Below are 17097 nucleotides of genomic sequence, written 5' to 3'. Positions count from 1 at the left end.
CCCAAGCGCCGACGCCCCTCGTCTGGAAACGTCCATGCCCTACGCACTCGCGCCCACTCGCCACGCCGAACGCGTACGCGGCGCCGTCGAAGGCCGGCTGCCCGCGCCGAACGACTCGCCGCGCCTCGCCCTGTCGTGGCAGCGCTCGTTCGAGCGCTATCAGCTCGATCCCGGCTCGGTGATCGGCCCACGTGTGCTGAGCGCGGCCGAGTTGCGCGAGATCCGCGATCGCGAAGAGGCTTTCCTGCGCGCCTCGGGCCAATGCCTCACGCGCCTGCACGAGACCGTGCGCGACGCCGACTATTGCGTGATGCTCACCGACGCGCACGGCGTCACCATCGACTACCGCATCGACCGCGAGCGCCGCAACGACTTCAAGCATGCGGGCCTCTTTATGGGCTCGTGCTGGTCGGAGAGCGAGGAAGGCACGTGCGGGATCGCGAGCGTGCTCACCGACCTCGCGCCCATCACGGTGCACAAGACCGATCACTTTCGCGCCGCGTTCACGACGCTCACGTGCAGCGCCGCGCCCATCTTCGCGCCCGATGGCGAGCTGATAGGCGTGCTCGATGCCTCTGCCGTGCAGTCGCCCGACAACCGTGACAGCCAGCGCATCGTCAACCAGCTCGTGCGCCAGAGCGCGACGCTCATCGAAGACGGCTATTTCCTGCATCGCACCGGCGCGTGCTGGATACTCTTCGGACACCAGAACCGCAACTACGTCGAGGCGCAGCCCGAAGTGCTGATCGCCTTCGACGAGAACGGCAACGTGGCCGCCGCGAACCGCCGCGCGCGCGAGTGCATTCCGGGCCTCGACGGTCCGCGCCATATCGACGAGATCTTCGATTCATCGCATGTGCAGCTGCGCGATATCGGCCGTATCGAAGCCATAGCGGCGCTGCGCCTGCGTGCGAACGGCAGCATGCTTTACGCGCGCATTCGCGCGCCGCTCGGCCGCGCGGGGTTCCCCGGTGCGCCACGCAGCCAGGCACCCGCCGTGCACGGCGCGACGCCGCTGCGTGATGCGCGTGCCGGCGACACCGACGATCGCAGCGCGCTGGGCCCGTTCCTGCGCAGCGCGGATGCGCGCGTGGCCGAAAACGCGCGCATCGCGCAGCGCGTGGCAGGCAAGCATCTGCCGGTTCTGCTGCTCGGCGAAACGGGCGCGGGCAAGGAAGTGTTCGCGCGAGCGATCCACGACGCGGGGCCGCGGCGCAACCGGCCATTCGTGGCCGTGAACTGCGGTGCGCTGCCCGAATCGCTGATCGAGAGCGAGCTCTTCGGCTACGCACCGGGCGCATTCACGGGCGCGCGGCGCCATGGCGCGCGCGGCAAAATCGCCATGGCCGACGGCGGAACGCTGTTTCTCGATGAGATCGGCGACATGCCGCTCGCGCTGCAAACGCGCCTCCTGCGCGTGCTCGCCGAAGGCGAGGTGCTGCCGCTCGGCGGCGAAACACCCACGCGCGTGGACCTGGACGTGATCTGCGCGACGCACCGCGACCTCGCGCAAATGGCCTGTGCGGGCGCGTTCCGCGAAGACCTCTACTACCGGCTCTGCGGCGCCGTGCTCATCTTGCCGCCGCTGCGCGAGCGCCGCGATGTCGCAACGCTGATCGAAACCGTGTTTGCCGAAGAGGCCCAAGCGGCCGGCCGCCCGCTCACGCTGGACGCCGCTCTGGCTGCACGGCTGGCCGCATTCGCCTGGCCCGGCAACCTGCGCCAGTTGCGCAACGCCATGCGCTACGCATGCGCGGTGTGCGATACGGTGCGCGTCGAGGCGCGGCATTTGAGCGCCGATCTCGCGGCGCAACTAGCAGCGCAAAATCCGGCCGTCAGCGCCTCCGGCCTGGCTCGCGCACCTTCGGGCGCCGCCATGGCCAGCGATCCTGCCTACGATTGCGGCGACGAACGCGCACGCATCGTCGCCGCACTCACCGCACATCGCTGGCGCCCCAACGCCGCTGCCGCGGCGCTTGGCATGTCGCGCGCGACGCTTTATCGGCGCATTACGAAACTCGGCATCGTCGGGCCCCACCGCGCCTGAAACGCGCCTGAAACGCACCTGCAACGCACCTGCAACGCACCTTAGGCGCACCTGACGTGCGCTGCATGGTTGCGTCCGCCGCCATCGAAATGCACAGAAGTATTAAATATTGTGCGGCGTGATTGTGTTGCCACGAAAGCGTGGGTATAAATCGACCGCTTCCGGTCCACGGATACGCCAACTGTCATATCCTTGTAAGCGCAGCACCACCGACTGGATGCGTCGTCCGTTCCCGGCTAACCGAAATGCCCTCAATGGAGTGATTGCCATGCTCAAGAAGCTGCTGATGCTGTTCCTCGCGCTGGGTCTGTCGCTGTCCGCCGCGCTGGCGACGGCCGTCGAAGTCAATACCGCGGATGAAGCCGCGCTCGAAACGGTCAAGGGCATCGGCCCGGCCCATGCCAAGGCAATCATCGACGAACGCAGCAAGAATGGCCCCTTCAAGGATGCCGACGACCTCGTGAGCCGCGTCAAGGGCATCGGCCCGAAATCGGTGCAGAACCTCGAAGCCGCGGGCCTCACGATCAACGGCTCGTCGGCGCCGCCTGCCGCCAAGAGCGCCGCGTCGTCGAAGAGCAGCAAGAGCGCCACGCCCGCTGCCGCGGGCACCACCGCCAACCCGATGGCGCCATCCCAGACGCCTGCGGCCACGACTACGGCCGCGACGACCGCGCCGCAGGCCGCGTCGGGGGCGAGCGCGAGCAAGTCGAAGCACAAGAGCAAGAAGGACAAGACAGCCGCAGCGGCAAGCGCGCCTGAGGCGGGATCCGCCGCCGCAGCGCCGAGCGCCGCTTCGGACACCAAGGCGAAGAAGTCCAAGAAGTCGAAGAAAAACCAGGCCGCTTCTGACGCGGCTGCATCGGGTGCCTGATTCACGTGCCGGAATCGGGCACCCGAATCAAACACCCCAATCGGGCGCCTGATTCTGGCACCCGGATTCGACCCGTTCCGGCGCGTGCGGCCCTCGGCCGCCTCGTCGCCGGACTGCACGGGCAACCCTGCGCGGCGCGCCTCGTGTGCGCCATCCGATTTTCCGGCCGCTTCCCCTGTCGCGGCCATCATCCAGTGAGATTGTCATGAGCCTGCTAGATACCCTCGGTTCCCTGCTTGGTTCCTCGTCGCAGCAACAAGGCGGCGGCCAAGCCCAACTCCTCGCTGTCGCGATGGAATTCATCAACAACCAGCCGGGTGGCCTGAACGGCCTCATCCAGAAGTTCCAGCAAGGCGGCCTCGGCGATGTCGTGCAATCGTGGGTTGGCAACGGCGAGAACCAGGCGGTTTCGGCGGATCAACTCCACAATGTGCTGGGCTCCGACGTGGTTTCGGGTCTCGCGCAGAAGGTCGGCATGCAGCCCGATCAGGTGAGCGGCCTGCTCGCGCAGGTGCTGCCGCACGTCGTCAACGCCGGCACGCCGAACGGCGAAGTGCCCAACGGCGGCCAGATCAATTCCGAGAGCGTGCTGGGCACGCTCGGCGGCCTCGCTTCGCTGCTGGGCGGCGGCAACAAGCAGGCGTAAGGTGGCGCGCGCTCCGCGCGCGGTGCATGCGAAAAAAGGGCAACGGAAAACTCCGTTGCCCTTTTCGTTTGCGCTTTCCGGCTTTCAAAGCATGGAATGAAACCGACGATCAAGCGATCTTTATGGCCATTGCTGCCAGTTGGTCAGGATACGCAAGATTTCTACCGGTGCTCCTGGTCGTCGATCTGATAAACGGCAATATACGGCGTGCGTGAAATCACCAGTTCGCGGGTGTCAGGCATCCGGCCGGGGCGGCCCATCCTGGGATAATCGATCAGCGCATCCACCTGCCGCTCGATTTCATCGTCCAACTCGATGGCAACAGCCGGGCTGTCGTGCCCGACGTACTCCATATTGCCGTCGCGATCGTCCAGCGCATGCTGGTTCCATTCGATCTTCAAGCCTTGGTCCCAGCCCGTTTGCGTAGCGCCTCACGACGGGCCGCGAAATGTGCCTTGACATCCTCATTGCTCACGTTCGGGCGCGGATCGTCAAGAGCCTCCTGGACCTTGGCCCTGAACCAATCGTCATAGGCATCTTGATCCATGGTGAGCCCCGCAGGCAGCCCCCCCTCCCGAACGACACGGGTAAGCAGGATCCGAACCGCGTCCGAGACCGTCAAGCCGATTGCTGCAAGCTTCTCGCCTGCAGCGGCTTTCAGTTGATCATCGATCCGGATGTGCAGCATCGAAGTTTGCGCGGCCATGTTCGCTCCTCCATCGGGACAATAACTCATTGTATCTCAATTGAGATGCACTCGTGCGCGCTCATTTTCAGCAGATCCCAACCTGTTTAACTCCCGGAAATGACCATCATCAACAATTGGGTACCGGTCCCGACTTTAGAATCATTCATCAATGCGCAAGCACCACTAACTAATGTGATGTAGCGACGCGGCTTGCAAGATGGCGTTGACACATCAGATAACGGCCAACCACCCGCTCAGAGAAAATAACATGACATTGAGTGTTGTTTATGTCCTGACCAATCCGGCTATGCCGGGTTTGGTCAAGATTGGTTGCACTACGCAGGAAGATGCGAATGCGCGTCTTGGACAGCTCTACACCACGGGAGTACCTGTGCCGTTCAAACTGGAATTTGCCTGCAAGGTGCAAAATCCTGAAGAAGTCGAACGAGCATTACACCTCGCGTTTGCTCCCGACCGGGTCAACCCTAAACGAGAGTTCTTTCAGATTGATCCGGACCAGGCCATTGCCATTCTCCGGCTGTTGCATGTGGAAGAGGCCACGGAAGAAGTGGAAAGCCAGCCGTCGCCAGTCGATGAGCAGTCGAAGAGCGCGGCTGACCGGTTGAAATCACGCCGACCCAACCTGAATTTCGAGGAAATGGGCATTCCAATCGGCGCTGAGCTTCGGTCAGTCCATACCGATGCTGTGGCTACAGTGACGGGCAACCGCAAGGTGCGATTCGATGGCGAAGAAATGTCTCTGACTGCGGCTACGCGCAAGGACCTGTCGCTGGAGTACAGCGTGGCCCCGGGCCCCAATTGGACCTATGACGGCACGAGTCTTCGTGCGATCTACAACGATACATATGGAAACGCCGTCCAGGAAATATGACGAAGTGCCTGGCAGCGATTGCTGCGCATGACAAATATGAAAAAGGGCAACGGAAAACTCCGTTGCCCTTTTCATTTGCGCTTCCTGCTCCCGCTACGGCGCGCACCTTCCGGCACGCGCCTTCGCCCCATGAATCGCGCTTCAGTGCACGACGCGTTCGAACACGAACTTGCCGTCGTGGATGTCGACCGGAATCACATCCTTCGGCCCGAACTTGCCCGCGAGGATCAGCTTGGCGACCGGATTCTCGATCTCCTGCTGGATCGCGCGCTTGAGCGGCCGGGCACCGAACAGCGGATCGTAGCCCACCTTGGCGATCTGGCCGAGCGCTTCGTCCGACACCATCAGCTCCATGTCGAGCTTCTCCAGACGCTCGCGCAAGCGTTGCAGCTGGATCTTCGCGATCGACTCGATATTCGAGCGGTCGAGCGCATGGAACACCACGACTTCGTCGATCCGGTTCAGGAACTCAGGCCGGAACTGCTGCTTCACTTCGTTCCAGACGGCCTCCTTCACCGCTTCCTGCGGCTCGCCCGCCATCGACTGGATCAGGTGTGAACCGAGGTTCGACGTCATCACGATCACCGTGTTCTTGAAGTCCACGGTGCGCCCCTGGCCATCGGTCATGCGGCCGTCGTCGAGCACTTGCAGCAGCACGTTGAACACGTCCGGGTGCGCCTTCTCGACTTCGTCGAGCAGGATCACGCTATACGGCTTGCGGCGCACGGCCTCGGTCAGATAACCGCCTTCCTCGTAACCGACGTAGCCCGGCGGCGCACCGATCAGACGCGCGACGCTGTGCTTCTCCATGAACTCGCTCATGTCGATGCGGATGAGATGGTCCTCCGAATCGAACAGGAAGCCCGCAAGCGCCTTGCAGAGCTCGGTCTTGCCCACGCCCGTCGGCCCGAGGAACAGGAACGAGCCGTAAGGCTTGTTCGGGTCCGCGAGACCGGCGCGCGAGCGGCGGATCGCGTCGGCCACCGCGGTGATCGCCTCGTCCTGGCCGATCACGCGCTCGTGCAGCTTGTCTTCGATCAGCAGCAGCTTTTCGCGCTCGCCCTGCATCATGCGCGAGACCGGAATGCCGGTCGAACGCGACACGACTTCGGCGATTTCCTCGGCGCCCACTTGCGTGCGCAGCAAACGCGGACGCAACGGATTGTTCTGCTCGTTCGCCTCGGCCTGCGTGACCTGCTTCAACTGGGCTTCGAGTTGCGGCAGCTTGCCGTACTGCAGCTCGGCAACCTTCTCGAGCTTGCCTTCGCGCTGGAACTTCGTGATCTCGGCGCGCACGCGGTCGATCTCTTCCTTGATCTGCGCGCTGCCCTGCACCGCGGCCTTCTCGGCGGTCCAGATTTCTTCGAGGTCCTTATATTCGAGGCTCAGGCGGTCGATCTCTTCCTCGATCAGCTGCAGACGCTTTTGCGACGCTTCGTCCTTCTCCTTCTTGACGGCCTCGCGCTCGATCTTCAGCTGGATCAGGCGACGGTCGAGCTTGTCCATCTCCTCGGGCTTCGAGTCGATTTCCATCTTGATCTTCGAAGCGGCTTCGTCGATCAGGTCGATGGCCTTGTCCGGCAAGAAGCGGTCGGTGATATAGCGATGCGAGAGCTCCGCCGCCGCAACGATCGCCGGGTCGGTGATCTCCACGCCGTGGTGCAGCTCGTACTTCTCCTGCAAGCCGCGCAGGATCGCGATAGTCGCCTCGACCGACGGCTCATCTACGAGCACCTTCTGGAAGCGGCGCTCGAGCGCGGCATCCTTTTCGATGTATTTGCGATATTCGTCGAGCGTGGTCGCGCCAATGCAGTGCAGCTCGCCGCGCGAGAGCGCCGGCTTGAGCATGTTGCCCGCATCCATCGCGCCTTCGGCCTTGCCCGCGCCCACCATCGTGTGAATTTCGTCGATGAAGACGATGGTCTGGCCTTCGTCCTTTGCGATGTCATGCAGCACGGCCTTCAGGCGCTCTTCGAACTCGCCGCGATACTTCGCGCCCGCGAGCAGCGCCGCCATGTCGAGCGACAACACGCGCTTGCCCTTGAGCGTCTCCGGCACTTCGCCGTTGACGATGCGCTGCGCGAGGCCTTCGACGATGGCCGTCTTGCCCACGCCCGGCTCGCCGATCAGCACCGGGTTGTTCTTGGTGCGACGTTGCAGGATCTGGATCGAGCGGCGAATTTCGTCGTCACGGCCGATCACGGGGTCGAGCTTGCCCGAGCGCGCGCGCTCGGTCAGGTCGACGGTGTACTTCTTGAGCGCTTCGCGCTGGCTCTCGGCGTCCTGGCTATGGACCTGAGCGCCGCCGCGCACCGCGACGATCGCCGCTTCGAGCGCCTTGCGCGTGAGGCCGTTCTTGCGCGCGATCTGGCCCGCGTCGCCTTTGTCGTCGGCGACCGCCAGCAGGAACATCTCGCTCGCGATATAGGTGTCGTTGAGCTTCTGCGCTTCCTTGTCGGCCTGATTCAACAGGCCGGTGAGCTCGCGGCCCACCTGGACGTTGCCGTCGGTGCCCTGCACCTGCGGCAAGCGGTTGATGGCGTCGTTCAGCGAGTTCTGCAACGCCTGAACCTGCACGCCCGCGCGCGACATGAGCGAGCGCGCCGAGCCGTCCTGCTGCGCGACGAGCGCCGCCAGCAAATGGACCGGTTCGATGTATTGATTGTCGTGGCCGACGGCGAGGCTTTGTGCGTCGGCGAGTGCTTCCTGGAACTTGGTGGTGAGTTTGTCGACTCTCATTTAAAACGAGACCTCCGATATCTTAACTGTCACCAAATTTGAGGGGTGTTGCGCGGGTTTCAAGCGGGGATCACGTCATTTTTTCCGATTATTGCGCTCGATGCCCGGATTGGCCGCCCGCCAGCACGGACCGATCGGGGCGCACGACCGCACCCGGCCTGCCGCAAAACGGCGGGCCGGTCAGGTGCACCAGGATAGTTCTATGAGAATAGACCGTGGGAGCGCCGACGGAACAAGCGAACGCCGGTCGCGCTGCGCTTCAGTGCCCGCGCGACGGCGCGTGCCGGGTGGCTCGCGCGCGCGGCACGAACGTAATGGGCGCGAGGCCCAGCAGGCCGGTCAGCTCACCCGCGGGCTGCACCAGCTCGCCGATGGTGTGCCGGTCGAGCTCGGCGAGGAACGCATCGCGCGCCGCCGCCAGCGCGTGCTTGAGCCGGCATTGCGGCTCGATGACGCAGCTTCGGCGCTCGCCGTGCTCGTCGGGGAAGCATCCGACGAGTGCGAAATCGCTCTCGGTCTGCCGCACCACCATGCCGACGGTCAATTCGAGCGACTTCGGCCCGAGCCGCAGGCCGCCGTTGCGCCCGCGGATCGTATCGACCCAGCCCAACTCGCCCAGACGCTGCACCACTTTCATCAGATGATTCTTCGATATGCCGTAGGCGTCCGAGATCTCCTGGATCGTCGAGAGCCCATCGCGGCGCAGTGCGAGGTAAAGCATCACGCGCAGCGAATAGTCGGTGTAATCGGTCAGTCTCATGGTGCCAGCAGGTGGGTGGGCGCACAGGCGCCGGAATCCATACAATAACATGCAAGCCGCATGCAAGTTTTTGATCGCCTGGGTATCATGGGCGCTTCGACTCGCATTTCGCCGTGGTTTGCGGCGCACTTCACCGTAGTTCGCATGACCTTTGAACCGCCGCTTGGCGGCTCAGCGCATCGCCCAGGCTTCCGACATGACGCATCCCGACGCCAGCGCCGCTCCCGTGCGGCACCCCGCCCCCACCGAAGACAACATCCGCGAACTGGTCTACGCGTTCTACGATCGCGTGCGCGAGGACGCCCTGCTCGGCCCGGTTTTCGACGGCGTGCTGGCTGGCCGTTGGGACGAGCATCTGCCGAAGATGTGCCGTTTCTGGTCGAGTCTCGTGCTCGGCACGAAGACTTATCGCGGCAATGTGCAGCAGGCGCACGATCCGGTGCCGGGCGTCGAGCCGAAACATTTCAGCCACTGGCTCTATCTCTTTCTCGACACGGTTCAGGCGCGTTACGAGCCCGCAGCGGCGGTGCAGTTCATGGAGCCGGCGCTGCGCATCGCGCAAAGCCTGCAGTTGAGCCGCTTCGGCTGGGACTACGCGATTCCGCCTGAGCAGCAGGCGTTGCTGGACTCGGTTGCGCCACGGCGGCGCCCCACGGGCCAAGGCCACGATCTGCCCACCCGCCCAACTGGCGAACCGTTTCCGGCCAAATTCATCGGACGCTCGATGGACGAGGACGAAGCCGCCCGTCCGCACTGAACCACCAGCCTTGTGCCCGTTAAGCGGATAGGCTGTTAGTTGCATATTTAGCGACTAATAGTCCTGGTCGCGAACCATAGCTCCGGTATCTCAGGAATAACGGCGGCGGGCGGCCCATTCGCCGCCATCGTTCGGCAATACCAGAGTTATCCTGTGACCGGCCGCGCGCTCAGGTTTCCTTCGCCGCATTCGTCGACGTCACGCCCCAGCGCGCCAGTGCCGCGTCGTCGCTCTCGCGCGCGTCCACCCAGCGCGCGCCGTGCTCGGTTTCTTCCTTCTTCCAGAACGGCGCTTCGGACTTCAGGTAGTCCATGACGAACTCGCACGAGGCAAACGCATCGCCGCGATGCTTCGAGGTGGTCGCGACCAGCACGATCTGGTCGAGCGGCGCGAGCTTGCCCACCCGGTGGATGATCAGCACTTCGATGCCGGGCCAGCGGCGCTGCGCCTCGGTGACGATGCCCTCCAGCGCCTTCTCCGTCATGCCCGGATAGTGCTCGAGCTCCATGCCCGCCACCGCGCTGCCGTCGTTGAGGTCGCGCACCGTCCCGACGAAGCACGCCACCGCGCCGATCGCCGGGTTGTCCGCACGTAGATGCGCAACCTCGGTAGTCAGGTCGAAATCTTCGGTCTGGACACGCACTGGCATGACCGCACTCCTCGTCGTCTGGGTCGTATGGGTGGGTCAGCCGCCGGTGACGGGCGGGAAAAATGCCACTTCGCAGCCCTCGGTGATACGCGTGGCCGGATCGGTCATGACGTGGTTGCAGGCCATGCGCAGCGCGCGCCCCTCCGCCAGCGTTTCCGCCCAGACGCCGCCGCGTGCGCGCAGCCAGCCGCGCACGTCGCCCACCGTGACGATGCCCTCGGGCAGTGTGACCGTTTCGTCGGCCACGCCCAGCGCCTCACGCACGCTCGCAAAAAACTTCAGCTGAATCTTCATCGGATGACGCTCAATACAACAGTTCGGTGAAAGGAATGAAGCGCACGGTCTCGCCCGCGCTGATCGCATGATTCGGCGGGTTGTCGATGATGCCGTCGCCCCAGACGGTCGATGTCAGCACCGCCGAGCTCTGGTTCGCAAACAGCTCGAGGCCGCCCGCCGGGTTCACGCGCGCGCGCAGGAATTCGTTGCGGCGGTCGGCCTTGGACTGCGTGAAGTCGGCGCGCAGCGAGAGCGCGCGCGGGCTCACGTGCGCCGCGCCGGCAAGGCGCAGCAGGAAAGGCCGCACGAACAGCAGGAACGTGACGAAGCTCGAGACGGGATTGCCGGGCAGGCCGATGAAAAACGCTTCGTCGGCGTCCTTGCCGGCGGCAGTCTGCGCCCCGTCTTGCGGCCGCCGTACCGCGCCGAACGCGAGCGGCTTGCCCGGCTTCATCGCGATCTGCCACATGTTGATGCGCCCTTCCGCCTCCACCGCTGGTCTGACGTGATCCTCCTCGCCCACGGAAACACCGCCCGAGGTCAGGATCAGGTCGTGTTTCGCGGCGGCCTCGCGCAGCGTCGCACGGGTGACGTCGAGCCGATCCGGAACGATGCCGTAATCGGTCACCTCGCAGCCCAGATTGCGCAGGAGGCCCGTCAAGGTGAAGCGGTTCGAGTTGTAGATCGCGCCCGGCTTGAGCGGCTCGCCCGGCATGGTCAGCTCGTCGCCGGTGAAGAACACCGCCACCTTGACGCGCCGCGTCACCGTGAGCGTCGCGCAACCCACCGACGCCGCCAGCCCGAGCGCCGCCGGCGAGAGCCGCGTGCCCGCAGGCAGGATCACCGAGCCCTTCTTGATGTCGGCGCCCTGTGCCGTAATCCACTCGCCCGCTTTCGGCGTGTGCAGGATCGTCACGTCGCCGCCGTCGGTCTCGGTCTGCTCCTGCATCACCACGGCGTCGGCGCCCGGAGGCACGGTCGCGCCCGTGAAGATGCGCGCCGCGGTGCCCGCCGCGAGCGGCTGCGGCGCGTGCCCGGCGGGAATGCGCTGCGAGACCGGCAGCCGGCGGCTACCTTGCGTCAGATCGGCCACGCGCACCGCGTAGCCGTCCATCGCGCTCGTGTGCATTGGCGGCACGTCGAGCGGCGAGACAACCTCGACCGCCAGCACGCGATTGAGCGCATCGAAGGTCGAAAGGGTCTCGGTCGCGTTGGCGTGGGCTGCGCCGGTCAGCGGCTTCGCGGCGGCAAGCAGCGTGGCGAGCGCGTCGGCGGTCGACAGCATCGGCGCGCGCGGCGCGGGCGCAGCAGCGGAGGATGGGGATTGTGGCGTGGACATGGGCGGGGATTGTGGGCTTGACTGGGCGCCGCGTGCGGCGCGCTCGACAGGGATGGTCTGTCGTTATTGTAGCGGCGGGGACGCGGCATTGCGCCGCTGCGCCTTATCTCCTGCATTCGCCGCAACCTGAGCGCGACGGCCCGAACCCCGGCGCCACGCAGGTGCAGCGTCCCGGCCACGGGCGGGCGACGCCCGCGGCCGGGGTTCAAGCAACGCTCTAAAGGGCGTCAAAGCGGGCCATCAAAGCCCCGTATGAGCGGCGATGTAGTCCTTCACGTGCTGCGCATCCGCCGGCATCACTTCGAAGCGCTGCGGCAGCGCCTCGAGGCCATCGAACCCGGCTGGACGCTCCGGCTCGCAGTCGAGCGCTTCGCGGATCGTCTCGCCGAACTTCACCGGCTGCGCGGTTTCGAGCACGATCATCGGCACGCCCGGCTGCAGATGCTCGCGCGCGACCTTCACGCCGTCGGCGGTGTGGGTGTCGATCATGGTCTGGTAGCGCGCATGGACGTCGCGGATCGTGGCGATGCGGTCCTCGTGGCTGCTGCGGCCCGAAACGAAGCCGAACTGCTGCACCCGCACGAAGTCGCCGCTTGCCGCGAGATCGAACCCGCCCTTTTCCTCGACGTCGCGGAACAGTTGCGTGACGCGGGCCGGATCGCGGCCGAGCAGGTCGTAGACGAAGCGCTCGAAATTGGACGCCTTCGAGATGTCCATGCTCGGGCTGGTCGTGTGATACGTCTCGGCCGAGCCGCGCACACGATAGATGCCGGTGCGGAAAAACTCGTCGAGCACGTCGTTCTCGTTCGTCGCCACCACGAGCTTCTCGATCGGCAGGCCCATCATGCGGGCGATATGGCCTGCGCAGACGTTGCCGAAGTTGCCCGAGGGCACCGTGAACGAGACGCGCTCGTCGTTGCTCTTCGTCGCGGCGAAGTAGCCCGCGAAGTAGTAGACGACCTGGGCCACGACGCGCGCCCAGTTGATCGAGTTGACCGTGCCGATCTTCTGCTGCGCCTTGTACGCGTGATCGTTCGAGACGGCCTTGACGATGTCCTGGCAGTCGTCGAACACACCTTCCACGGCCAGGTTGAAGATGTTCGGGTCCTGCAGGCTGAACATCTGCGCCGTCTGGAACGCGCTCATCTTCTTGTGCGGCGAGAGCATGAACACGCGCACGCCCTTCTTGCCGCGCATCGCGTATTCGGCGGCGCTGCCGGTGTCGCCCGAGGTCGCGCCGAGGATGTTCAGCTGTTGCCCCGCCTTCGCGAGCGCGTACTCGAACAGGTTGCCGAGCAGCTGCATCGCCATGTCCTTGAACGCGAGCGTCGGGCCGTTCGAGAGCTCGAGCAGCGAGAGCTGCGCGCCGTTTTCCTCGCCGAGCGTGGTGAGCGGCGTGATCTTGCTCGCGTCCTCGCCGTGGCGCACGTTGCAATACGTGGCGGCCGTGTAGGTGCGGCGCGTCAGGTCGCGCAGGTCCTCGGCGGGAATGTCGTCGCTGAACTTCGAGAGAATCTCGAACGCGAGGTCCGCGTACGAGAGGCCGCGCCAGCGCGCGAGCTCTTCCTCGGCGATGCGCGGATACTCGGCCGGCAGATACAGGCCGCCGTCGCGCGCGAGGCCGCCCAGCAGAATGTCGGAAAACGAGTGATGCTCGCCGGCGCCCGCGCCGCGCGTGGATACATAATTCATTACCTTGCCCTAACCCTTAGTTCAGTCCTTCCATGCGCAGCTTCGTCACCGACGACTTCACGGTCGCCAGCTTCTCGATCTGCGCGATCGCCGCGTTGACGCGCTTTTCCACCGTCTCGTGCGTGATCAGGATGATGTCGGTTTCCGCCTTGCCCTGCGCGTCGATCTGCTCCGACTCCTTTTGCAGCAGCGCGTCGATCGAAATGCCGCCGTCGGCGAGGATGCGCGTGATGTCGGCCATCACGCCGGTCTGGTCGGCCACGCGCAGGCGCAGGTAGTAGCCGCTCGTGACTTCGTCGATCGGCAGGATCGGCGTGTTCGAGAGGCTCTCCGGCTGGAACGCCAGGTGCGGCACACGGTGCTCGGGGTCGGCCGTGTGCAGGCGCGTGACATCGACGAGATCGGCCACCACGGCCGAGGCCGTCGGCTCCGCGCCCGCGCCCTTGCCGTAGTAGAGCGTCGTGCCCACGGCGTCGCCGTGCACGACCACGGCGTTCATCGCGCCTTCCACGTTGGCGAGCAGGCGCTTGGCCGGAATCAGCGTCGGATGGGTGCGCAGCTCGATGCCCTTCTCCGTGCGGCGCGCGATGCCGAGCAGCTTGATCCGGTAGCCGAGCTCTTCCGCGTACTTGATGTCGATGGCGTCGAGCTTGCTGATGCCCTCGACATAGGCCTTGTCGAACTGCACGGGCACGCCGAACGCGATCGCGCTCATGATCGTGGCCTTGTGCGCGGCGTCCACGCCTTCGATGTCGAAGGTCGGATCGGCTTCGGCGTAGCCGAGCTCCTGCGCGCCCTTCAATGCGGTCGCGAAGTCGAGGCCGCGCTCGCGCATCTCCGAGAGGATGTAGTTCGTGGTGCCGTTGATGATGCCGGCGATGTACTCGATGCGGTTGGCCGTGAGGCCTTCGCGCAGCGCCTTGATGATCGGAATGCCACCCGCGACCGCCGCCTCGAACGCGACCATCACGCCCTTGGCGCGCGCCGCTTCGAAGATCTCGGTGCCGTGGACCGCCAGCAGAGCCTTGTTCGCGGTGACCACGTGCTTGCCGTTGGCGATGGCGCGCAGCACGAGGTCCTTCGCGACGCTCGTGCCGCCGATCATTTCGGCGACGATCGAAATCGACGGGTCGTCGACGACCGCATTGAAGTCGGTCGTCAATTCGACGCTGCCGGCCGCGGTGCCGAGCGCCGCTGTGGCTTTGGCCGGGTTGCGCACGGCGATGCGCGCCACCTCGATGCCGCGGCCCGCGCGGCGTTTGATTTCTTCCTGGTTGCGGCGCAGTACCGTGAAGGTGCCGCTGCCTACCGTGCCGAAGCCCAAGAGACCTACTTTGATCGGTTCCATGCAGCGTGTGTTCGTCTAAGTGTGTAAAAAGGAAAAGCGGTTGCGCCGCGCCTGAACATCATGCGGGCGGCGCGCATGTCGTGTGCCTCAGTGCCCGCTCACGTGCCGTGCCTCTGGCGATAGCCGTCGAGGAAGCGCGCGATGCGGTTGATCGAATCGGTCAGGTCGTCGACGTTCGGCAGGAACACCACGCGGAAGTGGTCCGGCTGCTTCCAGTTGAAGCCCGTGCCCTGCACCAGCAAGACGCGCTCCGCGAGCAACAGGTCCAGGATGAACTGCTGGTCGTCCTGAATCGGATAGAGCTTCGGGTCGAGGCGCGGGAACATGTAGAGCGCGGCCTCGGGCTTCACGCAGGTCACGCCGGGAATGGCCGTGAGCATGTTGTAAGCAAGCTCGCGCTGGCGATACAGGCGCCCGCCCGGCTGGATCAGCTCATTGATGCTCTGGTAGCCGCCCAGCGCCGTCTGGATCGCATACTGGCCGGGCACGTTCGCGCACAGGCGCATCGAGGCCAGAATGCCCAGGCCTTCGGTGTAGTCCTTCGAGCGGCGGCGGTTCTCGGCCGTCAGGCCCGAGATGAACATCCAGCCCGCGCGGTAGCCACACGCGCGATAGCTCTTCGAAAGGCTGTTGAGCGTGACCGTGATGACGTCTTCGGAGAGCGAGCCGAGCGCCGTGTGGGTCTTGCCGTCGTAGATGATCTTGTCGTAGACCTCGTCGGCGAAAATGATCAGCCCGTGCTCGCGCGCGATGGCCACGAGGCCGCGCAGCAGCTCGTCCGAATACAGCGCCCCCGTGGGGTTGTTCGGGTTGATGACCACGAGCGCGCGCGTGTTCGGCGTGATCTTCGCGCGAATATCGTCCAGATCCGGCATCCAGCCGTTCGACTCGTCGCAGATGTAGTGCACGGGCGTGCCGCCCGACAGGCTCACCGCCGCCGTCCAGAGCGGATAGTCGGGCGCCGGGAGCAGCACTTCGTCCTCGTCGTTCAGGAGCGCCTGCATCGCCATCACGATCAGCTCGGACGCGCCGTTGCCGATGTAGATGTCATCGAGCTCGACGCCCTTGACGCCCTTTTGCTGCGCGTAATGCATGATCGCCTTGCGCGCGGCGAACACGCCCTTCGAGTCCGAATACCCCGAGGAGCCCGGCAGGTTCAGGATCATGTCCTGGATCACTTCGTCGGGCGCGTCGAAACCGAACGGCGCGAGATTGCCGATGTTCAGCTTGATGATGCGGTGGCCTTCTTCTTCGAGGCGCTTGGCATGCTCGAGCACCGGCCCGCGGATGTCGTAGCAAACGTTCTGCAGCTTGTTGGATTTGAGGATCGGTTTCACGGCGGGCGGTTGGTCCAAAAGCGGGTCTAAGAGCGGTCTAAAAACCTGAAACGCGCTGCAACGGGGTTGATCGGTGTAGAACGGCGCGCGGGGCCGCGAGCCGTGCAGGGGCAGCACGGCATATACCCACGGATTGCGCACATTGCACGGATTGCACAGATTGGCAGCCTGCCTGCAGCTTGTGACTGCGTTCGCCCTTCGATGGATGACTCGGGCGGATGGCGTAATGCGGATGCTGCAGGCGCGCACGTTGGGCACGGCCGGGTCCGGCGCGGGCGCACGCTTGTTGCACCTGCTGGTGCCCGTTCGGGCACCTTTGAGCGAGGTCCGTCGTCGCAGCCGCTAAAAAGCTATAATTTAGCGGATTTTGGCCAACTTCCGCAATGCGCAATAAGCCGCGCGGGCCCGTCCCATCGCGGACGCAGCAAAATTGGGGCGCAACCGCTGCGAGACCGACTCGATGCGCGCAAGGTCGCGCGGCCCGGCCGCCTGGACACGCCAGGCAAGCTCGCCGCGCCTTCCCGCGCCTCCCGAACCGAGACCTTCCGGAACCGAAGTTTTGAAACTACACCAGGACTCCAGTGGCGCCCTGAACACCGTCACCGCTTACGGCGCCGATTACGTCGAAATCAATCTCGAACGCCACACCGGCAGCATCCTCGTGATGCCCGACTCGCCCGTCGTACCGTGGCCCGTCAGCGCGTACGACGCCTTGACCCCCGAACTTTTCGAAATGCTGCTGCCGCTGAAGCCCGAAGTGGTGGTGTTCGGCAGCGGCGAGCGACTGCGCTTTCCCCATCCGCGCCTGACCGCGGCACTGAGCGCGAAGCGCATCGGCGTCGAGGCGATGGACTTCAAGGCCGCCTGCCGCACCTACAACATCCTGATGGCCGAAGGCCGGCGCGTGGCCGCCGCGCTCCTGATCGAAAACTGATCCGCCCGAAGTCCCCCTGAAGCGCGCCTGAGGTGCGCCCGGAGTGCACCTGAGGTGCACCTGGGGTGTGTCTTAAGCCTGCCTTCAGGTAAGCCCGGCGGGCCGTAGTACACTTGCGCGCC

At 65.0% G+C, this 17097-nt stretch carries 16 protein-coding genes; 6 read left to right on the top strand and 10 right to left on the bottom strand.

Features of this window, described 5'->3' with window-relative positions:
• The first annotated feature begins 34 nt into the window (after positions 1-34).
• The 3 genes from E1956_RS09970 to E1956_RS09960 all read left to right on the top strand — a co-directional run bounded on the left by E1956_RS09970 (position 35) and on the right by E1956_RS09960 (position 3564).
• Positions 35-2047 (top strand): sigma-54-dependent Fis family transcriptional regulator, encoded by a 2013-nt coding sequence (locus tag E1956_RS09970; protein WP_134748472.1) that lies wholly within the window; start codon positions 35-37, stop codon positions 2045-2047.
• A gap of 268 nt (positions 2048-2315) precedes the next feature.
• Positions 2316-2918: a ComEA family DNA-binding protein gene (locus tag E1956_RS09965; protein ID WP_134748470.1), complete on the top strand. Its 603-nt coding sequence runs from the start codon at positions 2316-2318 to the stop codon at positions 2916-2918.
• A 205-nt stretch (positions 2919-3123) separates the two neighbouring features.
• Complete coding sequence (locus E1956_RS09960) at positions 3124-3564, top strand: YidB family protein (RefSeq protein WP_028219188.1); 441 nt, start codon at positions 3124-3126, stop codon at positions 3562-3564.
• Positions 3565-3725: 161 nt separating this feature from the next.
• Here E1956_RS09960 and E1956_RS09955 read toward each other — a convergent pair whose 3' ends face one another.
• Together E1956_RS09955 and E1956_RS09950 are read right to left on the bottom strand one after the other, a co-directional pair.
• Positions 3726-3965, bottom strand: coding sequence for a type II toxin-antitoxin system RelE/ParE family toxin (locus tag E1956_RS09955; protein ID WP_232071082.1), 240 nt, complete (start codon positions 3963-3965; stop codon positions 3726-3728).
• Positions 3962-4270 carry a type II toxin-antitoxin system RelB/DinJ family antitoxin gene (locus E1956_RS09950; RefSeq protein WP_134748468.1) on the bottom strand — a complete coding sequence of 103 codons (309 nt, stop codon included), beginning with the start codon at positions 4268-4270 and terminating at the stop codon, positions 3962-3964. Before E1956_RS09950 ends, E1956_RS09955 begins: the two co-directional genes overlap by 4 nt.
• 250 nt (positions 4271-4520) lie before the next feature.
• On the opposite strand from E1956_RS09950, the gene E1956_RS09945 reads away from it, so the two are divergent.
• Positions 4521-5144, top strand: coding sequence for a GIY-YIG nuclease family protein (locus tag E1956_RS09945; protein WP_134748466.1), 624 nt, complete (start codon positions 4521-4523; stop codon positions 5142-5144).
• 141 nt (positions 5145-5285) lie between these two features.
• Here the strand turns inward: E1956_RS09945 and clpB are convergent, their stop codons facing one another.
• Positions 5286-7883, bottom strand: a complete 2598-nt coding sequence (gene clpB, locus E1956_RS09940) for an ATP-dependent chaperone ClpB (protein WP_134748464.1) — start codon at positions 7881-7883, stop codon at positions 5286-5288.
• 259 nt (positions 7884-8142) lie between these two features.
• Complete coding sequence (locus E1956_RS09935; protein ID WP_134748462.1) at positions 8143-8643, bottom strand: Rrf2 family transcriptional regulator; 501 nt, start codon at positions 8641-8643, stop codon at positions 8143-8145.
• A 196-nt stretch (positions 8644-8839) separates the two neighbouring features.
• Here E1956_RS09935 and E1956_RS09930 point away from each other — a divergent pair, with 196 nt between their 5' ends.
• Positions 8840-9400, top strand: a complete 561-nt coding sequence (locus E1956_RS09930; RefSeq protein WP_134748460.1) for a group III truncated hemoglobin — start codon at positions 8840-8842, stop codon at positions 9398-9400.
• 169 nt (positions 9401-9569) lie between these two features.
• Here the strand turns inward: E1956_RS09930 and E1956_RS09925 are convergent, their stop codons facing one another.
• The 6 genes from E1956_RS09925 to E1956_RS09900 form a co-directional block, all read right to left on the bottom strand.
• A complete protein-coding gene (locus tag E1956_RS09925) occupies positions 9570-10049 on the bottom strand; it encodes a molybdenum cofactor biosynthesis protein MoaE (protein WP_134748458.1) in 480 nt (159 codons plus the stop codon).
• Between the two features lie 36 nt (positions 10050-10085).
• Complete coding sequence (gene moaD, locus E1956_RS09920; RefSeq protein WP_028219193.1) at positions 10086-10343, bottom strand: molybdopterin converting factor subunit 1; 258 nt, start codon at positions 10341-10343, stop codon at positions 10086-10088.
• 10 nt (positions 10344-10353) lie between these two features.
• Positions 10354-11610 (bottom strand): molybdopterin molybdotransferase MoeA, encoded by a 1257-nt coding sequence (locus E1956_RS09915; RefSeq protein WP_134750501.1) that lies wholly within the window; start codon positions 11608-11610, stop codon positions 10354-10356.
• Positions 11611-11904: 294 nt separating this feature from the next.
• Complete coding sequence (gene thrC / locus E1956_RS09910; RefSeq protein ID WP_134748456.1) at positions 11905-13356, bottom strand: threonine synthase; 1452 nt, start codon at positions 13354-13356, stop codon at positions 11905-11907.
• 16 nt (positions 13357-13372) lie between these two features.
• On the bottom strand, positions 13373-14704 hold the full coding sequence (locus E1956_RS09905) for a homoserine dehydrogenase (protein ID WP_134748454.1): 1332 nt from the start codon (positions 14702-14704) through the stop codon (positions 13373-13375).
• Positions 14705-14802: 98 nt separating this feature from the next.
• A complete protein-coding gene (locus E1956_RS09900; RefSeq protein ID WP_167759993.1) occupies positions 14803-16041 on the bottom strand; it encodes a pyridoxal phosphate-dependent aminotransferase in 1239 nt (412 codons plus the stop codon).
• Positions 16042-16600: 559 nt separating this feature from the next.
• On the opposite strand from E1956_RS09900, the gene E1956_RS09895 reads away from it, so the two are divergent.
• On the top strand, positions 16601-16975 hold the full coding sequence (locus E1956_RS09895; protein WP_134748450.1) for an Mth938-like domain-containing protein: 375 nt from the start codon (positions 16601-16603) through the stop codon (positions 16973-16975).
• Positions 16976-17097: the final 122 nt, after the last annotated feature.

The organism is Paraburkholderia pallida (assembly GCF_004524855.1).
In the GTDB taxonomy this organism is placed as follows: Bacteria; Pseudomonadota; Gammaproteobacteria; order Burkholderiales; family Burkholderiaceae; genus Paraburkholderia; species Paraburkholderia oxyphila.
The sequence above is the reverse complement of the archived record's forward strand: the minus strand, read 5'-3'. Positions and strand labels throughout refer to the sequence as shown.